Source organism: Hymenobacter edaphi (assembly GCF_003258365.1).
Classification (GTDB): domain Bacteria; phylum Bacteroidota; class Bacteroidia; order Cytophagales; family Hymenobacteraceae; genus Solirubrum; species Solirubrum edaphi.
In genome coordinates, this window is sequence record NZ_QHKM01000002.1 from 219,414 (window position 1) to 244,283 (window position 24,870).

Consider the following 24,870-nt stretch of genomic DNA (forward strand, 5'->3'; position numbering starts at 1 on the left):
GCACACCGGCCTGGTCAAGTTAACCCATATACCCAACCTCCCCACCCACCTCCGGTCGTCGTGCGCGGGAGGGTTAAAAATTAGTAGCTGCCGCAGCGGGATAGAAGTCGGTAGCTGACCAAGCCGGGCTACCCAATGGGGACTTTTAGGAGGGCAGACCGCCCGACTCAACTTTGAGTCGGGCCCTGTAACCAACTGCTTCGGTCTGTTTTAGGCGAACCGACAAAAAGCCTTAGAATGACTTGCCTATCGTAGTAGTGCCGCAAAGATGATGATTGATGTAATAGCTTGCAAATCAACAAGAAAAGGTGCATACAAACGTAGCATCTAGGCTTGTGGACGCTTTTCAACCAGCTCAGCCGGATGCGAAGTGCCGGTTGAGAGGCGCAAGACTTTGACAATAAGGGCCTTGTTTACATGGTGCCTTAGCAGGCAGCAAGCACAAGCAGCTTGACAAGTAGCCGAAACAGGCCAAAAAAAAATTTCTGCGCATCGGAGAGACACCCACTCCTGGTTACCTCCCCCTCCCATCGCCGAAGGGGGAAACGTGGCGAAGAAGATGTTCTGAACCAGAAGTCCGGATCAAACAACGAGTTACAAGAAGGCTTGCTCCCCTGTACTGCCCCTGCGGATTAGTTTTTGACGGCTTCTTCGATGCCTGCCAGGAACTCCGAGACGGTGGTGACATAGTAGTGGCACAGCGTAGCCAGAGTCATAATGGTCACATTTTGCCGGATAGCCTCAATGCGGGCGATATGGATGCCGGTTGCGTCGTACACTTCCTGCAACGTGCAGCGCTTGGATATAACAGGGGCAGATGTAGTGCAGGAGTTTAGGGCTCGTTATCCGGAATGGGGATTAGCACGCCTTCAGGCAAGACGGAAAGGTGCGGGGGAGCTTTAACAATTCACCAACATAGAGCTGTATACGCTGTAAGCCCGACTCAACTTTGAGTCGGGCTTGAAAACCAGTGCTTTACAGATTCTTGTTTTTGACTTATACAAAAGCATGTGACTGAAAAGGAAGCGGCGCACATAAAATATGTGGAAGATGAAATGCATACTTGTAGTCTATGGCCGAATAGGTACAGCATTCAAGCACAAGCAGCGGTTAATGGCATGAAGTGGCGAATGCCGGGGCGATGTGCCTAGTCTGCCCGAAGTGCAGTATATGCTGCTACCGCATAGGGGCTTGAGTTCAAATGTTGCTGAGGATTTATTGGAGCAGGTAGCGGCGGCTGATGACGCTAGGCAAATTCATTTGGCCAATGGTATTGACGACTTCGGCCAGCCACGAAAGACCATCATCAACGTGTATTCCTTGGTGTGCTATGACTGGGGCCAGAAAAACTTCACGGCCATTCTCAACCCATGCCCCAACACCGGTTCAACTATGCTTCGATCCGAGGCAGCCAAGTTGCAGTTGCATGGGAGGCCATAGATCTGGCCCAACTAGTAGGTAGATAAACCATCAGCTTTCATGATCCTGTACTCTTCCCAGATAGCATACGGATCAACGGCAAAACGCAAACCGCTCGAAGTTACCTGGGCCTTGTCGTGGAACTAAGAGGGGATTAGTAGGGGGGGCACGCCGCCTGGCTGCAGACCTACTAGGGGGCCGCTACAACCAACGTCACCACGTGATGAGCTGATGTTGTTAAGCGCAGCTAAGTGTTTGAATTGTATACTGATTGGTTTGAATCCCTTTTTCCAGCGCAGTACTGCTGCCGGACCTTTGTTCTGGCAATTCAAGCCGTTTGGTTCGCCCAACATGCTGGCCTGGCCGGGGCTGCTTCCGCTCCGGCACGTACCTCGACGGTCGGCTTACCGAATTTTAATCAAGAACTATGGACGCATCATTCGAACCATCGGTGCCGGGCCTGAACCGCCGCGACATGCTGAAAACGGGTTTACTCCTAACCGGCGGCGCCATGTTGCCGTCGGCATGCACCGTGTCCGCGCCGGCTGCTTCCTCCCGTTCCGCTTCCGCTAAAAACAAGGTGAGTGGCCGGCGTAAGCTGGGCAGCCTGGAGGTCAGCAGTGTGGGCCTGGGCGTGCAGAACATGAGTCGCAAGTACACGACAGAGGTTCCCAACCGGGCCGAGATGCACAACATCATCCGCACCGCCTACGACCACGGCGTCACCTTATTCGATGCCGCGGAGGCATACGGCCCTTGGGAGGTGGAACGCATCCTGGGGGAAGCAGTAGCGCCCTTCCGCAACAAAATCGTCATTGAGACGAAGTTTGGCTGGAACATCGACCAAAAAACCGGTCAGCGGCTGCCGGGCCTCAATAGCCGGCCCGACCACATCAAGGCCGTGGTAGACAACATGCTGCAGCGCCTGCGCACCGACCGCATCGATTTGTTGTACCAACACCGGGTTGATCCTGCCGTGCCTATCGAAGACGTGGCGGGCACGATCAAAGACCTCATCAGCCAGGGCAAGGTGTTGCACTACGGTCTGTCGGAGCCCGGCCTGCAAACCGTCCGCCGTGCCCATGCCGTGCACCCGGTAACGGCCATCCAGAACGAATACTCCCTGCTCTGGCGGGGGGCGGAAGCCGCGGTGCTACCGCTCTGCCAGGAGCTTGGCATCGGGTTCGTCCCGTGGAGCCCGCTCGGCGTCGGATTCCTCACCGGGGCCATCGACGCTAACACTCGTTTCGCGCCCGGCGACATCCGTGGGGTAGAGTCACGGTTTGCACCGGAGAACCTGCCTGCCAATCTGGCGCTGGTAGAGCTGGTAAAAAGCTGGGGAGCCCGGAAAGGGGCCACGCCCGCTCAAATCTCGCTGGCCTGGCTGCTGGCGCAGCAGCCATTTATCGTGCCCATACCGGGTACCACGCAGATGGCGCACCTGCTGGACAACAACGGGGCGGATGCCGTGCGGTTTACGGCGGATGAGCTGGGGCAATTCAACGCAGAGCTGGCCAAAATCCAGGTCAAAGGGGAGCGGCTGCCGCCGATGGTGCTTCAGTTCTCGGGGGTAGAAGCCGCCCCCAAACCATAAGCTCGGGTCCGCCGGCATAATCCGGGTTGACAGCGGTGGTGCCCCGTTGTCCCGGCATGAAGAGTCCTGGTCGTTTCCCCTGGGCGCCATTCGCGCTTGCAAACTCCCTATCAAATGAAAAATCAGCCTGGCCAACCGCAACGCGTGACGCAGTTCCCGGCGGCCTTGACGCGCTGGTTGCTCATCGGGTTTATGTTGGTATCCGCGGGCGGCTTCTCCCAAACCCCAGACGTGAAGGCGTCGGCAGAACCAGCAGTAGGCCCTGACAAAGTGCTGATTGTGTACTTGTCGCGCACCAACAACACCAAGGCCGTGGCCGGCATGATTCAGCAGGCTTTGGGCGGAACCCTGGTGGCGCTGGAGCTGGAAAAGCCCTATCCGGCCAACTACCAGGCCACGGTGCAGCAGGTAGCCCGGGAAAACGAACAGGGCTATCTGCCGCCGTTGCGTACCCGCATTGCCAACATAGCGCAGTACGAGGTCGTCTTCGTGGGCTTCCCTACCTGGGGCATGCAGCTGCCGCCACCCGTAAAGAGCTTTCTGAAGCAGCATGATCTGAGCGGCAAAACCATCGTGCCGTTCAACACCAATGCCGGGTACGGCGTGGGCAGCAGCTTCGAGACGGTCAAGGCGCTGGCGCCCAACAGTACCATCCTGGAGGGGTTTACGACCCGGGGCGGCGTGGAGCGCGACGGGGTGCTCTTCGTGATGGAAGTCACTAAAGAAACGCAGGCGCGGGCGGCAATTCTGGCTTGGCTGAAACGAATCAACCTGCTGCGCAAAAAGTAAGCGGGCCAACTCGCCTATCCGTACCTGACGCCTTGTTCACGCCGTGAGTCGTTGCAGTGGGTATCGTACCACCGATAAAGCCCCGAACCTTCCGCCCTGGCCGCGCTGAAAAGCAGCAGCCAGGGCGGAAGGTTCGGGGCTTTATTTAGGCAGGCGTCAGTAGACCGGTTACCGGTTAATGGCTTGCTGCGACTGGGCGGAGTACCGGGCGCCCTGGATTTCAACCCGAGCAACGGCCTGCTCGATGCGCTGCAGGTCGTCGGCCGTCAGCGGCACCGCCGCCGCGCCGATGTTCTCTTCCAGGCGGTGGAGCTTGGTGGTACCGGGAATGGGCGCTATCCAAGGCTTCTGGGCCAGCAGCCAGGCCAGGGCAATCTGGGCCGGCGTCACCTGCTTGGCGGCGGCAATAGTGCCCAGCAACTCCACCAGGGCCAGGTTGGCTTTGCGGGCCTCGGGCGAGAACCGGGGCACGGTGTTGCGGAAGTCCGTCGGGTCGAACTGGGTATTCTCGTCAATCTTGCCGGTGAGGAAGCCTTTGCCCAGCGGACTGAACGGCACGAAGCCAATGCCCAGCTCTTCCAGCGTGGGCAGCACGCTCTGCTCCGGCTCACGCCACCACAAGGAATATTCGCTCTGCAGGGCGGCCACGGGCTGCACGGCGTGCGCCCGGCGGATGGCCTGGGCGCCGGCTTCGGAGAGGCCAAAGTGCCGGACCTTGCCTTCCCGGATCAGGTCTTGCACGGCGCCGGCCACGTCTTCCATCGGCACGCTGGGGTCGACGCGGTGCTGGTAGAACAGGTCGATGTAGTCGGTCTTCATGCGCCGCAAGGATTGCTCCAGCACCGCCCGGATACGCTCGGGCCGGCTGTCCATGCCCAGCTGGGGCTTGCCCTCCCTGAAGCCAAACTTGGTGGCAATGACCACCTGGCTGCGCACCGGCGCCAGAGCCTGGCCCACCAGCGTTTCGTTGAGTTCCCCGTAGGCCTCGGCCGTATCGAAGAAGGTAACGCCCCGGTCGACGGCCGTGCGAATCAGGTTGACGGCTTCGTCGGAGGCCGTGACGGCACCGTAGCCGAAGCTCAGGCCCATGCAGCCCAGGCCCAGGGCCGATACTTCCAGGCCGCTGGTGCCTAGTTGTCGCTTTTCCATGTATGAATCGGGTTGATTTATTTCTGGTTTGGGGCAGTGGGCTGTTTGCCGCTGCCCAATACTTTCACTAGCACGGCCCGGCCGGCATCGGCTTCTTTTTTCCCAATGCTGGCCTCCGTCAGGGCTAATAGCTGGCGAAGCTGCGCCGGGGTTAAGCCCACGTGCAGGCCCGAGCCCAGGTGCGACTGCAGCATCGGCTCCACGCCCCCAAGGCTCACCAGGGCCGCGATGGTGGCCAACTCCCGCTCCTGGTAGGTCAGCACGTCGCGCTCGAAGATGTCGGCGAACAGGTGCTCTTTCAGGAACCGGTCGATTTCCGGGCTGAAGGCGTTGGCGCCGGTTTTGGGGTTGGGGTCGGGCTTGCCAGTCAGCGTTTCCAGGTTGCGTTGGCCGCGTTCGTACTTGGGCGCGGTGCTGGTGATGGGCGCGGCTTCCCGGCCTACCACGTCGGCAATGCCTTTGGCTTTCCGTTCATCCAGCACCTTTAGCAACGTATTAAGCCCCTGAAGGCTGCGCGGAAAGCCGCAGTAGGCGTACAGGTGCACCAGCACTTCCTTGGCCTCGTTCACGGTCAGACCCGCATCCAGGCCCTGGCCCAGCGCCTGGTGCAGCCGGGGCAAATCCCCTTTGGCCGTCAGGGTCGCAACGGTCACTATGGCTTGCTGCCGGCCCGTCAGGGCATCGGCCGCCGGGGCAGTAGGGCCGGCTTGCAGGGCATGGCCAATCAGCAGGAGCACGGCAACCAGCGCCGTGATTCGAACGGTGAGGAGTAGCATGGTGCTAAGCGGGTTGGTGCAGGGCTTCGAGCACTTTGTCCGGGGTCATGGGCAAGGAACGCAGCCGCCGGCCGGTGGCGTGGAACACGGCGTTGGCCACGGCGGCCGTCACGCCCACGATGGAAATTTCGCCGATGCCCTTCACGCCCATAGCGTTGACGTAGGGGTCGTGCTCGTCGATGAAGTCCACGGTCATGTCCGGAATGTCGGCGTTGACGGGCACGTGGTAGCCGGCCAGGTCGGCGTTGGTGTAGCGGGCCAGGTGCGGGTCGCGCACGGTTTGCTCCATCAGGGCCGCGCCGATGCCGAAGATGCTGCCGCCGATGACCTGCGAGCGGGCCGTCTTGGGGTTGAGGATGCGGCCCGCGCTCATCACGCTCACCCAGCGCGTGACGCGGATGGTGCCCAGCTCCGGGTCGACCTCCACTTCGCAGAAGTGGGTGCCGAAGGCGTGCATGGAGCGGCCGGCGGCGGCCTCCTTTTCTTCCTTGTTCATATTGGCATCGGCCGCGACGCCGGGCACCCGGTAGCTGCTGCCGTAGCGGCCCTGCGCGGAGCCTTCCACGTCGCCCATGCTGGCGCGCTTCATCACCTCGGCGTAGGCCTCCCCGGTGGCGGGCCGGGCTTTCAGCTGCAGGCGCCCCTGTTCCACCACCACGTCCGCCGGCTTGGCCCCGTACAGCGGCGACTTATTGTCCGTCACCGCCAGCTTGATGAGCTTCTGCCACACCTCTTGCGCCGCCAGGTACACCGACGACGACACCCGACCCGCCGCCGTGGAACCGCCCGACCACTGCGTGCTGGGCAGCACCGTGTCGCCCAGCTCGAAGCGGATGTTTTCGGGCGGCAGACCCAGGGCGTCGGCGGCTACCTGGGTGATGATGGTGTAGGTGCCCGTGCCCAGGTCGGTGGCGCCCGACTGCACCACGGCGCGGCCGTCGGCGTAGAGGCGCACGCGGGCGTTGCCCTGCGAGTTGTGGACCGGGTACGAGGCTGTGGCCATGCCCCAGCCCACCAGGAGCTTGCCGTTGCGGGTCTGCCCGTTCTTGGGGTTACGCCGGGCCCAGCCAAACAGCTCGGCGCCGCGCTCATAGCACTGCTTCAGGCTCTTGCTCGACCACGGGTGGCCGTTGGTGGGGTCTTTCTCGGCGTAGTTGAGCAGCCGGATCTGAATCGGGTCGAGGCCGAGCTGGTAGGCCAAATCGTCCATGGAGCATTCGAGGGCGAACGAGCCGGGCATGTCGCCCGGGGCGCGGGTCGAGGTCGAGGTCATCACGCTGGCTTTGGCCAGATGGTAGGTCGATTCAAACGCCGGCAGCGCGTAGAGCATGTTGATGATGCGGCTGTTTGTCTCGGCGTAGTCGTCCCAGGGCGAGGTCGTGGACGTTTTCTCGTGCACGATGCCCAGCAGCTTGCCGTCCTTGGTGGCACCGAGACGCAGCGTCTGCTCCTGCTCTTCGCGGTGGCCCATGCCGGTGTACTGCTGCTGGCGCGTCAGCACCAGCTTCACCGGCCGGCCCACGGCCTTAGCCGCCAGCGGAGCCAGCACCACGTGGGGCCACACCCAGGCCTTGCAGCCGAAGCCGCCCCCGAGGTACTTGTTGACCACCCGCACCTGCTCGGTGGAGAGGCCCAGCATGGCCGCCAGCGTCTTCTGCGTTTCCGATACGCCCTGGGTGGTGTCGTACACGGTGAGGCGGTCCGGGGCTTCCCAGTGAGCGGTGGTGGCGCCCGGCTCCATGGGGTTGTGATGGTTGGCGGCGTGGGTGTAGGTGGCCGTCAGCTGCACCGGGGCGCTCTGCACCGCCGCCTGGGCGTCCCCGCGTTTGGTGACGCCCGCTGTGCCCTTCACGGTTTTGGGCACGTAGCGTTGCGCCTTCGGGTCCTGGTAGGACGAAATGGGGGCTTCGGCGGCAATACGCACCTGGACCAGGGCCGCCGCGTACTGGGCGTGCTCCAGGGTATCGGCTACCACGATGGCCACCGGCTGGCCGGCGTAGTGCACCTCGTCCGACTCCATTGGGAAAAAGCCCATCGGTGAGGATACGAAGGCCTTTTTGTCGTCGGGGTTGTTGGGCGTTTTGGCCAGCTTGGGCAGATTCTGGTGGGTGAGGATGGCCAGCACCCCAGGCTGCCGCTGGGCCGCGCTGGTGTCAAACCCGGTAATGCGGCCCTTGGCCACGTCGCTGGTTTTGAGCACGGCGTGCACCAGGCCCGGCAGGCGGTTGTACTCGGCCGAATACCGGGCCTGCCCCGTCACTTTCGCCCAGCCGTCGACGCGGTTCATGGGCTGGCCGACTACGCCCGGCGCAGCGTTGGTTTCGAAGAATTGCGGTTCGGTATCCATCGGGAAAGGCAGTGCTTGTCTGGGCGTAGAATTAGGGGCTTCCGGGGGCAGTCCGTCGGCAGCCGGTGGCGAGGAAGATGGGCAGTTAAGAACCTGCCACCTGCTGCAGGGCGCGCACCAGCGTGTTCTGGGCCAGCTCCACCTTGTAGCGGTTATGTTCCCGGGGCTGGGCCCCTTGCAGGGCCACTGCGGCGGCGGCGCGGAACGTGGCCTCCGTGGCCGGCTGGCCTACCAGTGCCTTTTCCGCCTCGCGGCTGCGCCAGGGCTGCGCGCCCACCCCGCCCAGGGCCACGCGGGCCGCGCGGATGGCGCCGCCCTGCACCTCCAGGCCCACGGCGGCCGAGGCCAGGGCGTAGGCGTAGCTGCTCCGTTCCCGCACCTTCAGGTAGGCCGAGCGTTGGGCGTGGGAGGCCGCGGGAATCGTCACGGCCACAATCAGCTCCCCGGGCTCCAGCACTGTCTCGATGTGGGGGGTGGCGCCGGGCAGCCGGTAGAAATCGGTCAGGGGCACCTGCCGCTGCTTGCCCTTGGCGCGTTCCAGCGTCAGCACCGCGTCGAAGGCCGCCAGGGCCACCGACAGGTCGCCGGGGTAGGAATTGGCAATGCAATGCTCGCTCACGCCCAAGATGGCCAGGTTGTGGTTGTCGCCGGCCAGGGCCGGGCAGCCGGAGCCGGGCACGCGCTTGTTGCAGGGGAAGGCCGGGTCGCGGAAGTAGCCGCAGCGGGTGCGCTGCAGGATGTTGCCGCCGATGCTGGCCATGTTGCGCAGCTGGGGTGAGGCGGCCAGCAGCAACGACTGCGACACGGCCGGGTACGCTTGCACGAGCAGCGGGTGCTCGGCCACGTCGCTCATGGTTTCCAGCGCCCCGATGCGCAGTCCGTCCTTGGTCTGCTCGATGCCTTTGAAGGGCAACAGGTTGATGTCGATGAGCTGCGGGTGCTCCTCGAGGTGGGCCTTCATCAAGTCCAGCAGCGTGGTGCCGCCGGCGATATAAGCCGCCGCGGGCGTGTCCTTGCGCAGAGCCGTGGCTTCTTTGGCCGTGGCCGCCTGGGTGTAGCTGAAGTCGTTCATCTTTCGATTGATGAAATGGTGAGATGGTGAACCGGTGCGTTTGATGTTTGGGAGGCGCAGTGCCACGCATTTCGCGCCAGCAGCACGACACTCACCAGTTCACCATTTCACCTCAGCCCCGCTGCGCCACTTCGCGCACGGCGGCCAGGATGTTGGGGTAGGCGCCGCAGCGGCACAGGTTGCCGCTCATCCACTCCCGGGCCTGCGCGTCGGTGCTGGCGTGGCCCTCCTGCACGCAGGCTACGCCCGACATGATCTGGCCCGGGGTGCAGTAGCCGCACTGGAAGCCGTCATGCTTCAGGAAGGCCTGCTGCATCGGGTGCAGCTGCTCGCCCTGGGACAGGCCCTCGATGGTGGTTATTTCCTTGCCCTGCGCCATCACCGCCAGCGTCAGGCAGGAAAGCGTGCGGCGGCCGCCCACGTGCACCGTACAGGCGCCGCATTGGCCATGGTCGCAGCCTTTCTTGGTGCCGGTCAGGTCGAGCCGCTCCCGCAGGGCATCAAGCAGGGTCACGCGGGGCTCCACGCGCACGGTGTGGGCCTGCCCGTTGACGCGCAGCGTAATGTCGGTGGCCCCCTGGATGACCTTGGAGTAGGCCGTCAGGCGCTCGGCCTGGCCCACCAGCGGCGGCGCCAGGGCCAGGCCCAGGATGCCGCCGGCCTGCTTCATGAACGAGCGGCGCGAACCGTCTTCCGGCTGCGGCGCACCGGCGGGAGGAAACAAGTCAGACTCCATGGCAAAAAAGGTGTGGTATGTGGGAGAATCAGCCGGAGCTGGGCACTCGGCCTGGTTCGTTTATCCCCAAGCCGCAACCATAGGCGGGGCCGCCATCCTCGATGCGCCCTGAAAGCTGGGCTACCCGCAAGCATGTGCGCTACCGATGGCCGCACTGGTCTAACGTCTTGGCCTCGAACCAGTAGGGAGTATACCAGCCGGCGCCATCCAAGTTGCGTTCTGTCCCGGCATTGTTTGAAACCCTTACTGATTCGTTTGATAAGTGTAATCTGCCGACTTCCCAACGGGCCGGTGCCGGGGCCCGCTTGCTGCCGGTTTGGTCAAACGACGCTTTAGGCTTCTGCCACTCGTTCCGCATCCCGCCGAAACGCCAGCGGGGTAGTGCTGGTGTGCTTCTTGAAGAAGTTGTTGAAGTAGGTGGGGTACTCGAAGCCCAGGCTGTAGGCAATTTCCGCCGTGCTCCACGAGGTGTGGTGCAGCAGGGCCTTAGCTTCGGTAATGACCCGCTCGGCAATGTGCGCGGTGGTTGGCTTGCCGGTGACTTCCTTGACAGCCCGGTTCAGGTGGTTCACGTGCACCCCCAGCTGCTGGGCGAAGTCCTGGGCCGTTTTCAGCGGCATGGCCTGGCCCGGGCTTTCCACCGGAAACAGCCGCTCCAACAGCTCCAGGAACAGGGCCGTAATCCGGGACGAGGCGTTTTTGTGCTGTACAAAGCTTTCCGTCGGCTGCATGCGCAGGGCCTCGTGGATGAGCAGCTGCAGATACGTGCGGATCAGGTCGCCCTTGTACAGGTACTCGGTGCGCTGCTCGGCCAGAATCTTCTGAAAGATGCCCTCGGCGTACGCCGCCTGCGCCCCGTCGAGGTGGAACACGGGCGTGCCGCCGACCTTGAACAGGGGCGACTGTTGCAGGCTTTCCGACCGGTCGTTTTCCTTCATAAATGCCTCGGTAAAGAGGCAGGAATAGCCCGTCAGCCGCGGGTCGTGCAGCTCGATGGCGTAGGGAATGTGCGGGTTGGCAAACATCAGGCTGGGCCCGCTGATCGGAAGGCTGCGGTCGGCGTAGTGCACGGTGCAGGGGCTGGTCACCAAGGCCACCTTATAAAAGTCCCGGCGGCGGTAGTCGTGGCTCGGGCCCGCCGCCGTGTCCACTGCGTAGGCCTTGAATCCCTTCAGCTTGAGCTCCTGGGGGTTCAGGTCCTGGTGGCTGCTCATCGGCGCGGCCGTGGGGGCGGCTTTTTGGTCCATGGCGTTTATACGTAAAACAGTAGCCCGCACGTACTGCGCCGGGAAGGGAAAGATAAAACGAGGTGGCCGGTAGCGCGAGTCCAGCCGGCTGATTCGCCGTCGGTTCGCGTAGACTGCTCAACTCAGACCGGCACCCCGGTAGCGGCAGCAGCAGTAGTTACGCGGGTGGTAACTGCTGCTGCTCCTGGGGTAGTCCGTTGTGGGTTAATCGTGGATTTTTCGCTCGCTGATCCACTTGACCATGTTCGGGTCGCGGTGGTCGAAGAACAGGCTGGTCTTGGTGTCGAGGGCTTTGATGGCATCCATGTCCTGGGGGCTCAGCTCGAAGTCGAAGATGTTGAAGTTTTCGGCCATGCGCTCGGGCTTCACCGACTTGGGAATGGCCACTACGCCGCGCTGGGTAAGCCAGCGCAGGATGACCTGGGCCACCGTCTTCTGGTACTTGCCGGCAATGGCACTGAGCACCTCGTTGCGGAAGATGTCGTTCTTACCCTCGGCAAAGGGGCCCCAGGACTCGATCTGCACGTCGTTTTCCTGCAGGAACTGCTGGGTTTCGAGCTGCTGGTGGAAGGGGTGGGTTTCTACCTGGTTCACGGCCGGTTTTACCTCGTGGTGCACCAGGAAGTCCATCACCCGGTCGGGGGCGAAGTTGCTGATGCCAATGGCTTTGATGCGGCCTGCTTTGTACAGCTCCTCCAGGGCGCGCCAAGCCCCGTGCACATCGCCGTAGGGCTGGTGGATAAGGTAGAGGTCGAGGTAGTCGAGTCCGAGCTTCTGCAGGGACGTTTCAAAGGCCTGCTTGGCACCTTCGTAGCTGGCGTCCTGCACCCACAGCTTGGTGGTGATGAACAGCTCCTCACGCGGCACGCCACTCTTGCGGATTGCCCTACCTACGGCTTCCTCGTTCATGTAAGCAGCGGCCGTATCAATCAGCCGGTAACCGGCTTTGATGGCTTCCAATACGCTGGTTTCGCATTCGGCCGGGTCGGGTACCTGGAAGACGCCAAAGCCCAGCAGGGGCATGTTGACCCCGTTGTTCAAGGTTACGGTCTGCATCGTGTTTACTTAAGAGGTGAGTGAAAGGACGAACGCGCAGCCTGGGGCTTTCGCCGCGGCCCAATCCATCCTGGCCTGCCGAACGGACTTGGCCGTACCGGGTTGGCTCAGCAAAGGTCCGGGAGTACTACCCGGTCAGAAAAAGAGAATCAAACCAATCAGTATAAAATTCAAACAATCCCTGATGCCCTGCCTAAGGCTTGCCGGAGCTTTCCGGATTCGTATTTGCACCGCGGTACTGTTGGTCGGTTACCGGCTGCAACCAGGAGGCCACACCTTTCTCGGTGTTGGGTACGATGGCAATGTGGGTCATCGGCTGGGTCGGTGAGGCACCGTGCCAGTGCTCCACGCCGGGCGGTGCCTGAACGACGTCCCCCTTACGGATCAACCTTTTGGGCTGACCTTTCTCCTGGTAATAGCCTACGCCGTCGGTTACCAGTAAAATCTGCCCGGTAGGGTGCCGGTGCCAGTTGGTTCGGGCCCCGGGTTCAAACGCGACGTTGCCGACTACGCATTGAAAGGTGCTGTCGTTTGCCACCAGGGACTTGACCCACACCGTGCCCGTAAAATTTTGGGCCGGTGCCCGTTCTCCCTTGGGGAATACAGGGGCCTGAACAGTGCCCGTAGCGGAGGAATTGGTGGTCTGTGCCGGGCAGCGCAGGGCCGCTATATGGAGCAGTGCGCACATGCCAATTGCGGTTCGGATCATGTGACCAGGGGTTGGGGTTACGTGAAACATGGGGCCCTCGTAGTTGCAGGTCAGACCGCCAGGAAGCCTAACCTGCGACAGGAGTGCTCAGGAAAGAGGGCGCTGACGGCTTCGCCAACCAGAACCCAGTGGGCCCGCTTGCCCGGGGCGGCGGAAGTAGCAGCGAAAAAGAGGTTGGGCAGTGGCTAGGCGCATGACCTCGTGCAGCAGTAAGTGGAGGTAGCTACGGAGCAGCTCGTGTTTGAACAGGTACGTCGATTGCTGCTCAAATAACATCTTCTGGAACAGGCTGGTGAGGTACGCTGCCTGTTCGCCGCGAAGCAAGTGGACGCCCCTGCCCATGCCGGTGGGCATTAACCATGGCTGTCGGCAACCAGCGGGGCTGCACTCTTGCACGAAGGCCTCAGTAAACAAGCACGCATAGCCCCTTTGGCGGGACGATAACCATTTTGAAGCCGCCCCGCGGGCCGGACACCGCATCAGCAGGTACGCGGCCTCCAACTCGGTTACCCGGCCGGCTCCCGGCAGCTGCTGGTGGCCAGAAAGCAGGTAGATGGTATAATAGTCGCTGCGGCTGCAGGCCTGAACCGGACCGGCATCCGTATCTATCTGGTAGGCCTTAAACCCTCTCATAATCATCCTGGCTAGGAATCAGCGTTGACGGTGTAGCAGGCAACCAGCTTGCTCACGTGGCGGGAAAGCCTTCTGTTTGTCGCAACAGCAGCCACAGCCGCTGTCCGCCTCTGCCCTGCATCGTCGTGCGTGACGGGTGGGCGTGAGGCAGCGCGCAACTCGTTGTATTTGCTACGGCAAAGTTCTGCTGGCCAGCTCGGGGTAAATAATGGAAATCAAACCAATGGGTATGAGATTCAAGCAAACAGCCTGGAAACGAGGCGGCCAGCCGCCCGGAGGTCAAAGAGCAGGCCCTGTTGAGTTCAACGCCACTGGTCGCCTTTAGCAATGAAGACACCTCGACTACAACCTTCGATTAACTGGCTTGTCGAAACCGTGGCCTGAATAAACTTTCACTCTTTGGTCATGCCATTCCTTACCTTCAAGGTGCGATGTTTTGATAGCCACTATTGGCATTGCGGGGCCGAGTCGAACACCATCCATAAGAGGCCAAAACTCGTGAACCAGTACAAAAAACAGTACAGGTAAAACATAAAACACTAAACATGAGCAACATGAAGTCACAAAGAAGCTCCCAGGAGGGAGCGCACAAAATCCCGACAATAAACTGATGATCAGTTTATTGTCGGGATTTTTCTTTGTCGGTAATACGGCTCAAGGGGCAATGCCGGCGGAATCCCGCACCAGCTTGCCAAGCAAACGGCTCCCGCCGACGCGTTTTCGTCGTCTTCTCGCGTCTCCTGTCAGGCGGTCGTATTGGGGCGTATGCAGAAAGGGGCCTTAGAAGCTCTCGGCGCCAGGCGTTTGCTCTCCCCAACACAAGCTTGCGCTTAGTGAAGCGCCGGCGCTACCTGGCTGGCGAAAGTTCGACCTGCCGGGCCACATCGGCAAACGGCTGCCCGCCGATGTCGATTTGGCCCACGTAGCGCGTCACCATGAGCTTGTCTGGCCCCGGCTGCGGGCTGCCAGCGGGCCGTGGGCCATGATGCCGGGCACCACTGTGGCTGACACCCAGAGCAGGCGGCCAATCTGGCCGCTGGCACTGAATAGGGTGAGAACCATACCAGTCTTTACGAAAAGGGTGCCGCGGCACTACCCCGGCACTCGACGGGTGGCTTACAGGTTATACTTCCTGTTTGAAGTAGCTTTTCACGGCCTCCGGCTCGTGGCCCGGCAGCTCGGCCAGCATCGGGGGTGGGGAAGTCAAACTGGCCCTGAGCAATGGCCTGGCCGAACGTCAACGCGCCCTGAATGCCTTCGGCCGGTATGCCGCAGGCGCTCAGCTGTTGTTCCAACTTGGTCGCCGAGGGCCTACACGTAACCGGCTGGCCCGACAACTCGCTCAGAATAGCGGGCACGTCGGCCAGCGACTACGTCTGGTGGCCCGCACTGTCGTAGGACTCTTGCGCCGGTTCGCGACTCAGCAGCAGCTTGGCGCCGGCTTCGGCCATGGCCTGGCGGGTGAGGTAGGAGGCGCGGCCCTCGCCGGCGGGCGTGGTGGATGCTTTGAGCGCCCGGGGCCACCAGCAGCGGGCGGGGCAATAAGCGGTTTGGATGCGTTGCGGAGCCAGGGGGACCGGCGGCTCGGGCGGGACTTCACTGAGCAAGGGGCCGAACGCCGCGGCTTTGACGGGCAACGTCAGCGTGAAGCCTTTGGTCGCCGGCAGCAGGCCCACCAGCGTTTCGTTGAGTTCCCCGTAGGCCTCGGCCGTATCGAAGAAGGTAACGCCCCGGTCGACGGCCGTGCGAATCAGATTGATGGCCTCGTCGGAGGCCGTGACGGCACCGTAGCCGAAGCCCAGGCCCAGGGCCGATACTTCCAGGCCGCTGGTGCCCAGGTGTCGCTTTTTCATGTAGATGCTTATTGAAGAAGGTAAGAGCTATTTGATTGACCCCGCCGCAAGCCCGTGGTATCCGACGGCACGAGCTGACACCCCGCAGCTCCGCCAGCACGGCCGTAGCGAAGTCGGGCGGCTGGCCACGGCGGCAATGGCTTTCGGGTGCTAAGCGGGTTGACGCAGGGCTTCGAGCACCTTGTCCGGGGTCATGGGCAAGGAGCGCTGCCGCCGGCCGGTGGCGTGGAACATCGGCTTCGCCAACCAGAATCGAGCATGCCCGCCTGCCCGGGCCGCTGGCAGTAGCAGCGAAAAAGGGGGTGGGCGGTTGGCAGGCGCCTGACCTCGTGCAGCACTAAGTGGAGGTAGCTACGCAGCAGTTCGTGTTTGAAGAGGTACGCCGATTGCTGCTCCACCAGCATCTTCTGAAACAGGCCGGTGAGGTACGCGGCCTGTTCGCCGTGCAGCAGGAACACGCGCCAGGCCTTGCCGGTGGGCATCAGGCCCGGCTCCTGGCGGCCCGCAGGGCGGCACTCTTTTACAAAGGCTTCGGTAAACAGGCAGGCATAGCCCCGTTGGCGGGCCGGCAGCCACTGTGGAGCAGCCCCTCCGGCCGGCTGCCCCAGCAGCAGGTACGCGGCGCTGCCGGCGGCTTCCCGGGCGGTGCCCGGCCGCAGCCGGGGGCCGGCAAGCAGGTAGATGGTATGATAGTCGCTGCGGCCGCAGGCCTGAACGGGCCCGGAAGCAGTGTCTATCTGGTAGGCCTTAAACCATCTCATAATCATCCCGGCAGAAATCAACGTCGGCGGCAGGCTCCCCGCTTGCTCACGCAGCCGGCAAGCCTGCCGGTTGTTGCAAGGGTGGGCACCGCCGCTCCCGCCTCCACTCTCCGTCGGCGGGCCGCTCTCTGTAGTTGCTACGACAAAGTTCTGTTGATCGGACTCGGGTGAATAATAGGAATCAAACCAATGGATATGAGATTCAAACAAACGACCCGGCCATGGCCCGGCCGGCGGCCGGGAGAGTAAAGAGCAAGGGCTGCCGCACGCATTCGGGGCACTCCTGGCCTGCCAGGTGAAATGTTCGATATACGCGGTTGGCATTGCGGGGCAAAGCCCGAGAGAGAACGAATCTTCTGAGTTAGTAGGGGTGGTTATAAAATAATGGTATTCAAGTATTTAATGAAAATTAAGGCTTTTTGGCTGGCGCGCAACGATGAAATACCTACCCTGGCCGGCGGGTATTTTGGTTGCCGGCGCACCGCTTGTGCCGCAGCGCAAACAAACGCTTTAAACCAAAACGGGCCCGACAGCCCGGCCTCAATCCGGCGCAGGGCATTACTTTCAGGGCCTTTTTGGCCAGCGGGGCCGGCCCCGCAGCCTGAGCGCCCACCATCCACCCGGCCAACCGGGCCCGCCGCCCGAAACCCGGCTGCCGTTTTTAAGGTGTGCCGCGTCCGGATGAATAGTGGCCGAAGCCCGCCGCCCCGGCGTTCCGCACGCCTTCCACCGTATTGCTCCTCGATTCTCCCTCGCCCATGACCAACTTTATCATCCAGCTGAGCCTGCGCGGTGCCCTGGCCGGCCTGCTGCTGCTGCCGGCCGGCGCCGCCCGGGCCCAGCAAACGCGCCAGGAGGTGCTGCTAACTGCCGACTGGAAATTCACTAAGGGCGACGTGCCCGACGCGGCCCGGCCCGATTTCAAGGACGCTAGGTGGCAGACGGTGCAGGTGCCCCACGACTGGGCCATTTACGGCCCGTTCAGCCCCCAGAACGACCTGCAGACGGTGAAAATCGAGCAGAACAACGAGAAGGAGGCCAAAACCAAAGCCGGCCGCACCGGCGGGCTGCCTTTCATCGGCACGGGCTGGTACCGGCGCCGGCTGCAGGTGCCTGGCTTCGCGGCCGGTAAGCGGGCGGTGCTGCTCTTCGACGGGGCCATGAGCGACGCGCACGTGTTCGTCAACGGCAAGGAAGTCGGCGCTTGGCCCTACGGCTACAACTCCTTCGCCGTCGACATTACCGACGCGGTGCAGCCGGGCCCCGACAACGTGCTGGCCGTGCGCCTGCAGAACCTGCCGGAACAGTCGCGCTGGTACCCCGGCGCGGGCCTGTACCGCAACGTGCACCTGCTCGTGACCAACGACGTGCACATCCCCGTGTGGGGCACCTACCTGACCACGCCCACCATCACCGCCGACTACGCCAAGGTGAAGCTGCGTACCAGGGTCGAGACGCCCGGCCGGGCCTTCCAGGCCCTGCGCCTCGACACCGAAATCCGCGACGCGGCGGGCAAAGTGGTGGCTACCTCCTCGACCCCGCTGGCGGCCACCGACGCCCTGGAATTCGAGCAGAACCTGGTGGTGCCCCAGCCGCGGCTCTGGTCACCCGAAACGCCGACGCTGTACGCGGCCAGCTCGAAGCTGTATGCTGGTGAGGTGCTCAAGGACGAGTACAAGACCACTTTCGGCATCCGTTCCGTCGGCGTGGAGGCGGGCCGGGGCTTCGTGCTGAACGGGCAGCCGCGCAAGTTCCGGGGCGTGTGCAACCACCACGACCTGGGCCCGCTGGGTGCGGCCGTCAACACCGCCGCCCTGCGCCGGCAGCTGGTGCTGCTCAAAGACCTGGGCTGCGACGCCATTCGGACCACCCACAACATGCCCGCGCCCGAGCTGGTGCAGCTCTGCGACGAAATGGGCTTTCTGCTGATGGTGGAGCCCTTCGACGAGTGGAAGACGCCCAAGGTGAAGAACGGCTACAGCCGGCTCTTTGATGAGTGGGCCGAGAAGGACATCGTCAACATGGTGCGCCGCGACCGAAACCACCCCAGCGTCGTGATGTGGAGCATCGGCAACGAGGTGCCCGACCAGTGGGCCCCGGGCGGCTCGAAGCTGGCCAAGCGTCTGCAGGACCTGGTGCACCGCGAAGACCCTACCCGGCCCGTGACGGCCGGCATGGACCAGTTCGACGCGGCCGTCGGCAACGGCTTCGCGGCCGTGCTCGACGTGCCGGGCTTCAACTACAAGCCCCACCGCTACCCCGAAGCCTACACCAAGCTGCCCCAGGGCGTGCTGCTGGGCTCCGAAACGGCCTCCACGGTGAGCAGCCGCGGCGTGTACAAATTCCCGGTGGAAAAGGCCAAGGACAAGCGCTACCCCGACAACCAGTCCAGCTCCTACGACCTGGAGGCCAGCAACTGGTCGCAGACGCCCGACGAGGAATTCGCCGCCCAGGACGATTTGCCCTATACCCTCGGCGAGTTCGTGTGGACCGGCTTCGACTACCTCGGGGAGCCGTGGCCCTACGACGAAAGCTGGCCCTCGCACAGCTCCTACTTCGGCATTCTGGACCTGGCCGGCCTGCCCAAGGACCGGTTCTACCTCTACCGTGCCCGCTGGAACCCCACGCAACCCACGCTGCACCTGCTGCCGCACTGGACCTGGCCCGGCCGCGAAGGCCAGACCACGCCCGTCTTTGCCTACACCAACTACCCCTCGGCCGAGCTGTTCGTGAACGGGGTGAGCCAGGGCCGCCAGACCAAGGGCCCCTCCGCCCAGCCCCAGACGCGCTACCGCCTGATGTGGAACGAGGTGAAGTACCAGCCCGGCAGCATCAAGGTGGTGGCCTACGACGCTAGCGGCAAGGCCGTGGCCGAAGAGGAAGTGCGCACCGCCGGCCGGCCCCACCACCTCAAGCTGACGGCCGACCGCTCCGCCCTCGCCGCCGACGGCCAGGACCTGGCCTACGTGACCGTGCGCGTGGAAGACGCCCAAGGCAACCTCTGCCCCGACGCTACCAACGAGCTGCGCTTCGAGGTAAAGGGCGCGGGCCGCTTCCGGGCCGTGGCCAACGGCGACCCGACCAGCCTGGAGCTGTTCCACGAGCCGCGCATGCGCGCCTTTCACGGCATGCTGGTGGCCACCGTGCAGGCCGCCGACCAGGTCGGTAGCGTGCAGCTGCAGGTGACGAGCAAAGGCCTGCCGGGCGCCACGCTGCGCCTGCCGGTGGCCAAGCCGTCCGGGCAGTAGGCGCGTTTCGTCGGCGGATGCGCCCGGGTGTGGCCCCGGATAAGCCCGCGTCGACTTTCCGGCAGCAGTGGCTGCGTTTTGCTGCGGCCGGCCGGAGAGGGGCGGCTCAACAGACGTAACCACTGCTGCCGGCCCCGATCGGGTGCCACCCTACCCGCCCTGACCCGCGGGTAGGGTGGTTTCAGGTGCCCCGGCCGGGCGGTCGGGGCCGCCGCGGCCCGCCGGGCGAAGCGGATTCGTGACCTTTGCGTGGGCAGCAGGCCGTGCCCAGGAGTGGGCGGCCGGAGTTGCCGCGGGTGTTTGCTAATTGAGTTCTATGGCCGTTGTACAACTCGTTCGGCCGCTGGTGCGGCCCTTTGCCGAATTCTTCCGCCGCGAGGCGGCCGGCAGCATTGTGCTGCTGCTGAGTGCCGCGCTGGCCCTGCTGCTGGCCAACACCAGCTGGGGCCCGGCGCGCTACTTTCCGGCCGTGTGGGACGAGCACCTGCGCCTGAGCATCGGCCCGCTGGTGCTCGACAAAAGCCTGTTGCACTGGATCAACGACGGGCTGATGACCGTGTTCTTCCTCATTGTGGGCCTGGAAATCAAGCGCGAGGTGCTCGACGGGGAGCTGGCCTCCGTGCGGCAGGCCGCGCTGCCCATTGCCGGGGCGGTGGGGGGCATGGTGGTGCCCGCGCTGGTCTACACCCTCTTCAACCACGGCACGCCCACGGCCGGGGGCTGGGGCATTCCCATGGCCACCGACATTGCCTTTGCTCTGGCCGTGCTGCAGCTGCTGGGGCCGCGGGTGCCGCTGGGCCTCAAGGTGTTTCTCACGGCCCTGGCCATCGTCGACGACCTGGGGGCGGTGCTGGTCATTGCCGGTTTCTACACCCAGGAGCTCCACCTCGGCTACCTGCTGCTGGGCGCGGGCCTCTGGGCCGGGCTGCTGGGGCTCAACTGGCTGGGCGTGCGCATCCTGGGGCTGTATCTGGCGCTGGGGCTGGCGCTGTGGTACTGCACCCTGGAATCGGGGGTGCATGCCACGCTGGCCGGGGTGCTGCTGGCGCTGGCCATTCCGGCCCGCACGGGTTACACCCGGCCGGGGCTGCTGCGCCTGCTGGAGCAGCGCCTGCGCCTGCTCGACGACGAGGCCCACGCCCGCGACGCCGACCCGCGCACCATCAGCGAGGAGCTGGAAGAGTTGGCGGAGCAGATCAGCTCCCCGGCCCAGAAGCTGGAGCAGCGCCTGCACTCGGTGGTGGCCTTCGGCATCATTCCGCTTTTCGCCTTTGCCAACACCAGCCTGACGCTCGACACCGCCGTGGTGCGGCAGCTCGGCACACCGCTGGGCCTGGGCATCGTGGCGGGCCTGGTGGTGGGCAAGCCGCTGGGCATCGGGCTGGCCAGCTGGCTGACCGTGCGCCTGGGCTGGGGCGCGCTGCCCGAGGGTGTGTCGTGGCGGCAGCTGTGGGGCGCGGGCGTGCTGGGCGGCATCGGCTTCACCATGTCGCTGTTCGTCACGCTGCTGGCCCTGGGCGTGCATTCCGCCGACGAGTCGGTGGCCAAGCTGGCCATCCTGCTCGGCTCCCTGCTGGCGGGCACGCTGGGCTACGGCCTGCTGCGCTGGCCCGGGCGCCCCCCGGAGCCCCCGCGCCGCGCGTAACGGCGGGCAAGGCGGGCCAGCCCCGGTGGGCCCGGCAGCAGCGCACTACCTCCCGGAACGCAACGACGCCCCGGCTACGTGTAGCCGGGGCGTCGTTGCGTTCCGGGAGGAGAAACGGTTTAGCGCACCACCAGCTTGCGGTTGGCCCCGTCGTCGGAGCGCAGCACGTACACGCCGGCGGGCAGGCCCGCGGTTTCGAGGCGGTCGGCCCGGCGAAGCTGGCGCACCGGGCGGCCCAGCGCGTCGCAGAGCGTGCCCGACACCGGGCGGCTGAGCTGCACGGGGCCGCCCTGCGCGGGGTTGGGGTAGAGCACCAGCGGCGCGGCCGGGCGCGGGCCCTGGGCGGCCAGCACGCTGCCGCGCAGCTGCACCCCGTACACCGCCACCGTGCTGCTGACCTCGTTGGCCAGAATCAGCAGGGGCTGGCCGGTGGGGCTGTGCTGAGCCGCGACGAACACGATGCCCTCGGGGCCCTGGTCGCCGGTGCCGCTGGTCACGGAGCGGTTGTTCACGTACTGCACCAGGCGCGGCTGGGCGGGGCTGGTCACGTCGAACACGGCCACGCCGCCCATGCGCTCCATCGACACGAAGGCGTACACGGTGTCGCGCAGCACGGCGGTGGTCACGCCCTCGGGCTCGGGGCCCTTGTCATCGGAGCGGTTCTTGCGGGCCGGCGTGCCGGTGGTATTGCTGGCGTTGAAGATGGCGCCGAAGGTCGGGTCGGTGCTGGTGAGGCGCTCCAGCAGGTCGCCGCTGTCGTGGACCACGGCGCCGGTCTGGGCGTTCAGAATGCTGAAGGAGCGGCCCCCGAAGGTGTAAATCTGGTCGAAGTCACCGTCGCCGTCGGTGTCGCCGAGGCGGTTGGTCACGTTCAGGCGGCCCAGGGCGCTGTTGTCCTTGAGCAGGCCGGCATTCGGAAAGGCCGTCGGGTCGAGCGGGTAGGCCGCACTGCCCAGGCGCACGGCTTCGGTCAGGGCGGTGTACTCGCGGGCGTCGCCCTCGTTGGCCGTAATCAGGTAGGTAGTGCCCTGCACCTGGAAGCTGGCCAGGGCATCGGGCAGGCGCAGGCCGCGGATGGGCCAGTTGGCCAGCAGCACGTCGGCGGCCTGGTCGGAGGCATCGAGGGCGAAGCCGGGCAGGCTGTGGTCCTGGAAGCCCACGCTGCGCAGGCTGGTAAACTGCTTGGTGGCCAGGTTCAGCGTGGCCACGGCGTTGTTTTCCTGCAGGGTGATGTAGGCCGTCTGCGAGCCGGCGTCGAAGGCCACGTACTCCGGCTCGAGGTCCTGGGCCACCGTGGCGGGCGCGGCCGTGGTGCCGCCGTAGAGGCGGATGCCGGCCGCACGCAGGGTGGCGGCCTGCCCGTTGTAGCCCGCGAAGCCCACCGTCGTCACGCCGGCCTGCGTCACGCCGGCCAGCCCGCCCGCGTAGTCAATCACCGACACCGAGCCCTCGGGGTCGTTCGTATAGTCAGCGTTCGGCTCGCCCTCGTTGGCCGTCACGAGGTAGCGGCCGTCGGGCGAAAAGCTAATCATGTCGGGCATGGCGCCCACCGTCACCTGCTTCTGAAACGCGCCGTCCTGGTTGAAGAACACCACCGCGCCCGGGCTCTGCGGGTTGGTGTTTTCGACGGCGCAGGCCACCACGCCGTTGCGCACCGCCACCGAGTTGATGCCGCCGTACGGGGCCATGCTGATGGAGGCCACCGCGGTAATGGCGCCGGGGTTGGCCAGGCTCAGAATGTCGAGCTTGCCGCCGATGGAGTTGGCCACGTACAGGCGCTGCGTGCCGGGGTCGTGGGCCACGATTTCGGCCGAATTGGTGCCCGAGGCGCCGTTCTGGTAGCTGCCCAGGTGCTGCAGGCGCAGGTTGCGGGCCTGGGCCGGGGCCACCGCGTCGTTGTCCCGGATAAACACCAGCGCGTCGGTGGCGCCGGCCACCAGCGTGGCACCGCTGGGGTTTTGCAGGCGCAGGGCAAAGTACTCGGCCGGCTCGGCCAGCGCGTCGTCGGTGAGCGGGATGCTGATGGTCTGGCTGCCGGTGCTGCCGGCCGGGAAGGTCAGCGTCGTCGGGGCGGCGTAGGTGAAATCGGTACCGGCGGTGGCGGTGCCCAGGCCGGGCAGCAGCACGGCCTGCACCGTGGCGGCCGTGGTGCCGGGGTTCTGAATGCTCACCGTAACCGAAGCCGTGCCCGCGCTTTCACTGACCGAGACGGTACCGGCGGCCATGCGCAGCGTTTGGGCCGTAGCCGGCGCGGCCAGGCCCAGGGCCGTCATCAGGGCCGCAGCCGGCCACAAGAAGTAAAGATTTAGACGCATCAAAAAGCGGGTTGAATGGTGCGTCAAAGCTATTTGGGGCTTGTTGCGGCGGCGTTACGGCCGGGTTATCGTATCGTGAAGCCTGCCGCCGCCCGCCGAGAGCGGCGCCGCCCCGGCCAGCAGGTCGCGGTACCACCAGCCCGAGTCCTTCACCGTGCGCCGCTGCGTGGCGTAGTCGACGTGCACCAGCCCGAAGCGCGGCCGGTAGCCCTCGGCCCACTCGAAGTTGTCGGTAAACGACCAGGCGAAGTAGCCCGCCACCGGCATGCCCTCGCGGCGGGCCCGCAGCACCTGCCCGATGGCGGCCTGCAGGTAGGCCTGCCGGGCGGGGTCGGGCACGCGGCCGTCCAGGGGCGCCTCGTCGGGAAAAGCGGCCCCGTTTTCGGTTACGATAAGCCGCGGCGCCTGCGGGTACGCGCTGAACTGCCGCAGCATATAATAGAGGCTTTCGGGGTAGACTTCCCAGCCCATCGTCGTGTGCGGTACCTGCCGTTTGGCGGCGCCCACCAGCGTGGCCCAGAGCAGCGGCACGAAGGGCGAGTGGCGCACCACCTCGCGGGTGTAGTTCTGCACGCCCAGAAAGTCGAAGGCGAAAGGCAGGCGCTGCTCGTCGCCGGGCTGCACGTAGCGCTCCAGCCAGCCCAGCCAGGGCAGCGCGTCGACGGGGTAACCCAGGCCCAGCGCGGGCTCCACGAACAGGCGGTTGAGCAGGGCGTCGGCGCGGCGGGTGGCGCGCTCGTCGCGGGGCAGGCCGGGGCGGGCGGGCGCGAGGTAGGAGCAGGAAAAGGTGGTGCCGATCTGGGCTGGGGCGGGCAGGGCGGCGCGCAGGGCCCGGCCGCCTTCGGCCTGGGCCAGGGCGGCGTGGTGGGTGGCGGCCAGAAAGGCGCCCAGCCCGCGCCGGCCCGGGGCGTGAATGCCCAGCAGGTGCCCGGCGCCCACGAACACCATCGGCTCGTTGAGCACCATCCAGTGCTTCACCCGGTCGCCGAGGCGGCGGGCCACTAGCTCGGCGTAATCGGTGAACCAGCCCACCACGGCCCGGTTTTGCCAGCCGCCGCGCTGCTGCAGGGCCAGCGGCAAATCCCAGTGGTAGAGCGTCAGCCAGGGCTCGATGCCGCGCGCCAGGCAGCCGTCGACCAGCCGCTCGTAGTAGTCGAGGCCGGCTTGGTTTACCGGGCCGGTGCCCTGGGGCAGTACCCGCGACCAGGCCACCGAGAAGCGGTAATTGGGCACGTGCAGCTCGCGCAGCAAGTCCAGGTCCTGGGGCCAGCGGCGGTAAAAGTCGCAGGCCTCGTGGCCGTGCTCCCCGCGCTTGATCTTGCCCGGCCGCTGCACAAACTCGTCCCAGATGCTCGGCCCCTTGCCGTCGCAGTCGCCCGCGCCTTCGATCTGATAGGCTGCCGTGGAGACGCCCCAGTGGAAATCGGGCCCGAAATCGGCGCGGCTGTACGCGGCGGGCGACGTCGGCGGGAAAAAGGCGGGCGGCAGGGCCGGCGAGAGGTAATCGGACATGCCGAAGTC

General features: G+C 64.8%; 16 protein-coding genes. 4 read left to right on the forward strand and 12 right to left on the reverse strand.

The features are described 5' to 3' along the window. Positions 1-1,846: 1,846 nt before the first annotated feature. On the forward strand, positions 1,847-3,013 hold the full coding sequence (locus tag DLM85_RS08595) for an aldo/keto reductase (protein WP_111477701.1): 1,167 nt from the start codon (positions 1,847-1,849) through the stop codon (positions 3,011-3,013). A gap of 192 nt (positions 3,014-3,205) precedes the next feature. Further along, positions 3,206-3,802: a flavodoxin gene (locus tag DLM85_RS08600; RefSeq protein WP_111478040.1), complete on the forward strand. Its 597-nt coding sequence runs from the start codon at positions 3,206-3,208 to the stop codon at positions 3,800-3,802. Positions 3,803-3,970: 168 nt separating this feature from the next. Here DLM85_RS08600 and DLM85_RS08605 read toward each other — a convergent pair whose 3' ends face one another. The 10 genes from DLM85_RS08605 to DLM85_RS25035 form a co-directional block, all read right to left on the reverse strand. Continuing rightward, positions 3,971-4,951 (reverse strand): aldo/keto reductase, encoded by a 981-nt coding sequence (locus DLM85_RS08605; RefSeq protein WP_111477702.1) that lies wholly within the window; start codon positions 4,949-4,951, stop codon positions 3,971-3,973. Between the two features lie 17 nt (positions 4,952-4,968). Further along, the gene (locus DLM85_RS08610; RefSeq protein WP_111477703.1) at positions 4,969-5,727 is read right to left on the reverse strand and encodes a carboxymuconolactone decarboxylase family protein; all 759 of its coding nucleotides are present in this window, start codon (positions 5,725-5,727) and stop codon (positions 4,969-4,971) included. Between the two features lie 4 nt (positions 5,728-5,731). Further along, the gene (locus tag DLM85_RS08615) at positions 5,732-8,074 is read right to left on the reverse strand and encodes a xanthine dehydrogenase family protein molybdopterin-binding subunit (protein WP_111477704.1); all 2,343 of its coding nucleotides are present in this window, start codon (positions 8,072-8,074) and stop codon (positions 5,732-5,734) included. A gap of 85 nt (positions 8,075-8,159) precedes the next feature. Beyond that, positions 8,160-9,146, reverse strand: coding sequence for an FAD binding domain-containing protein (locus tag DLM85_RS08620; RefSeq protein WP_111477705.1), 987 nt, complete (start codon positions 9,144-9,146; stop codon positions 8,160-8,162). Between the two features lie 112 nt (positions 9,147-9,258). Then, complete coding sequence (locus tag DLM85_RS08625; protein WP_111477706.1) at positions 9,259-9,882, reverse strand: (2Fe-2S)-binding protein; 624 nt, start codon at positions 9,880-9,882, stop codon at positions 9,259-9,261. Between the two features lie 332 nt (positions 9,883-10,214). Then, entirely contained in the window at positions 10,215-11,129 is a 915-nt protein-coding gene (locus DLM85_RS08630) for a helix-turn-helix domain-containing protein (protein ID WP_243635903.1), read from the reverse strand. A gap of 204 nt (positions 11,130-11,333) precedes the next feature. Then, the gene (locus DLM85_RS08635; RefSeq protein WP_111477707.1) at positions 11,334-12,185 is read right to left on the reverse strand and encodes an aldo/keto reductase; all 852 of its coding nucleotides are present in this window, start codon (positions 12,183-12,185) and stop codon (positions 11,334-11,336) included. 193 nt (positions 12,186-12,378) lie between these two features. Continuing rightward, positions 12,379-12,894: a (R)-mandelonitrile lyase gene (locus DLM85_RS08640; RefSeq protein ID WP_243635904.1), complete on the reverse strand. Its 516-nt coding sequence runs from the start codon at positions 12,892-12,894 to the stop codon at positions 12,379-12,381. Positions 12,895-14,897: 2,003 nt separating this feature from the next. Then, positions 14,898-15,380: an aldo/keto reductase gene (locus tag DLM85_RS26285; protein ID WP_111477709.1), complete on the reverse strand. Its 483-nt coding sequence runs from the start codon at positions 15,378-15,380 to the stop codon at positions 14,898-14,900. 191 nt (positions 15,381-15,571) lie between these two features. After that, positions 15,572-16,141 (reverse strand): hypothetical protein, encoded by a 570-nt coding sequence (locus DLM85_RS25035; protein WP_207890997.1) that lies wholly within the window; start codon positions 16,139-16,141, stop codon positions 15,572-15,574. A gap of 758 nt (positions 16,142-16,899) precedes the next feature. Between DLM85_RS25035 and galB the strand changes: the two genes are divergently transcribed. Continuing rightward, a complete protein-coding gene (galB, locus tag DLM85_RS08660) occupies positions 16,900-19,389 on the forward strand; it encodes a beta-galactosidase GalB (RefSeq protein ID WP_111477711.1) in 2,490 nt (829 codons plus the stop codon). A gap of 316 nt (positions 19,390-19,705) precedes the next feature. Continuing rightward, positions 19,706-21,034, forward strand: coding sequence for a Na+/H+ antiporter NhaA (gene nhaA, locus DLM85_RS08665; RefSeq protein ID WP_111477712.1), 1,329 nt, complete (start codon positions 19,706-19,708; stop codon positions 21,032-21,034). A 119-nt stretch (positions 21,035-21,153) separates the two neighbouring features. Here nhaA and DLM85_RS08670 read toward each other — a convergent pair whose 3' ends face one another. Next, positions 21,154-23,349, reverse strand: coding sequence for a choice-of-anchor I family protein (locus tag DLM85_RS08670; RefSeq protein WP_111477713.1), 2,196 nt, complete (start codon positions 23,347-23,349; stop codon positions 21,154-21,156). Positions 23,350-23,403: 54 nt separating this feature from the next. Continuing rightward, entirely contained in the window at positions 23,404-24,861 is a 1,458-nt protein-coding gene (locus tag DLM85_RS08675; RefSeq protein WP_111477714.1) for a GH1 family beta-glucosidase, read from the reverse strand. Between the last annotated feature and the right edge of the window lie 9 nt (positions 24,862-24,870).

Coding starts and splice junctions, on each gene's coding strand:
- DLM85_RS08595 (WP_111477701.1), top strand. CDS start 1,847: ATGGACGCATCATTCGAACCATCGGTGCCGGGCCTGAACCGCCGCGAC.
- DLM85_RS08600 (WP_111478040.1), top strand. CDS start 3,206: ATGTTGGTATCCGCGGGCGGCTTCTCCCAAACCCCAGACGTGAAGGCG.
- DLM85_RS08605 (WP_111477702.1), bottom strand. CDS start 4,951: ATGGAAAAGCGACAACTAGGCACCAGCGGCCTGGAAGTATCGGCCCTG.
- DLM85_RS08610 (WP_111477703.1), bottom strand. CDS start 5,727: ATGCTACTCCTCACCGTTCGAATCACGGCGCTGGTTGCCGTGCTCCTG.
- DLM85_RS08615 (WP_111477704.1), bottom strand. CDS start 8,074: ATGGATACCGAACCGCAATTCTTCGAAACCAACGCTGCGCCGGGCGTA.
- DLM85_RS08620 (WP_111477705.1), bottom strand. CDS start 9,146: ATGAACGACTTCAGCTACACCCAGGCGGCCACGGCCAAAGAAGCCACG.
- DLM85_RS08625 (WP_111477706.1), bottom strand. CDS start 9,882: ATGGAGTCTGACTTGTTTCCTCCCGCCGGTGCGCCGCAGCCGGAAGAC.
- DLM85_RS08630 (WP_243635903.1), bottom strand. CDS start 11,129: ATGGACCAAAAAGCCGCCCCCACGGCCGCGCCGATGAGCAGCCACCAG.
- DLM85_RS08635 (WP_111477707.1), bottom strand. CDS start 12,185: ATGCAGACCGTAACCTTGAACAACGGGGTCAACATGCCCCTGCTGGGC.
- DLM85_RS08640 (WP_243635904.1), bottom strand. CDS start 12,894: ATGATCCGAACCGCAATTGGCATGTGCGCACTGCTCCATATAGCGGCC.
- DLM85_RS26285 (WP_111477709.1), bottom strand. CDS start 15,380: ATGAAAAAGCGACACCTGGGCACCAGCGGCCTGGAAGTATCGGCCCTG.
- DLM85_RS25035 (WP_207890997.1), bottom strand. CDS start 16,141: ATGAGATGGTTTAAGGCCTACCAGATAGACACTGCTTCCGGGCCCGTT.
- galB (WP_111477711.1), top strand. CDS start 16,900: ATGACCAACTTTATCATCCAGCTGAGCCTGCGCGGTGCCCTGGCCGGC.
- nhaA (WP_111477712.1), top strand. CDS start 19,706: ATGGCCGTTGTACAACTCGTTCGGCCGCTGGTGCGGCCCTTTGCCGAA.
- DLM85_RS08670 (WP_111477713.1), bottom strand. CDS start 23,349: ATGCGTCTAAATCTTTACTTCTTGTGGCCGGCTGCGGCCCTGATGACG.
- DLM85_RS08675 (WP_111477714.1), bottom strand. CDS start 24,861: ATGTCCGATTACCTCTCGCCGGCCCTGCCGCCCGCCTTTTTCCCGCCG.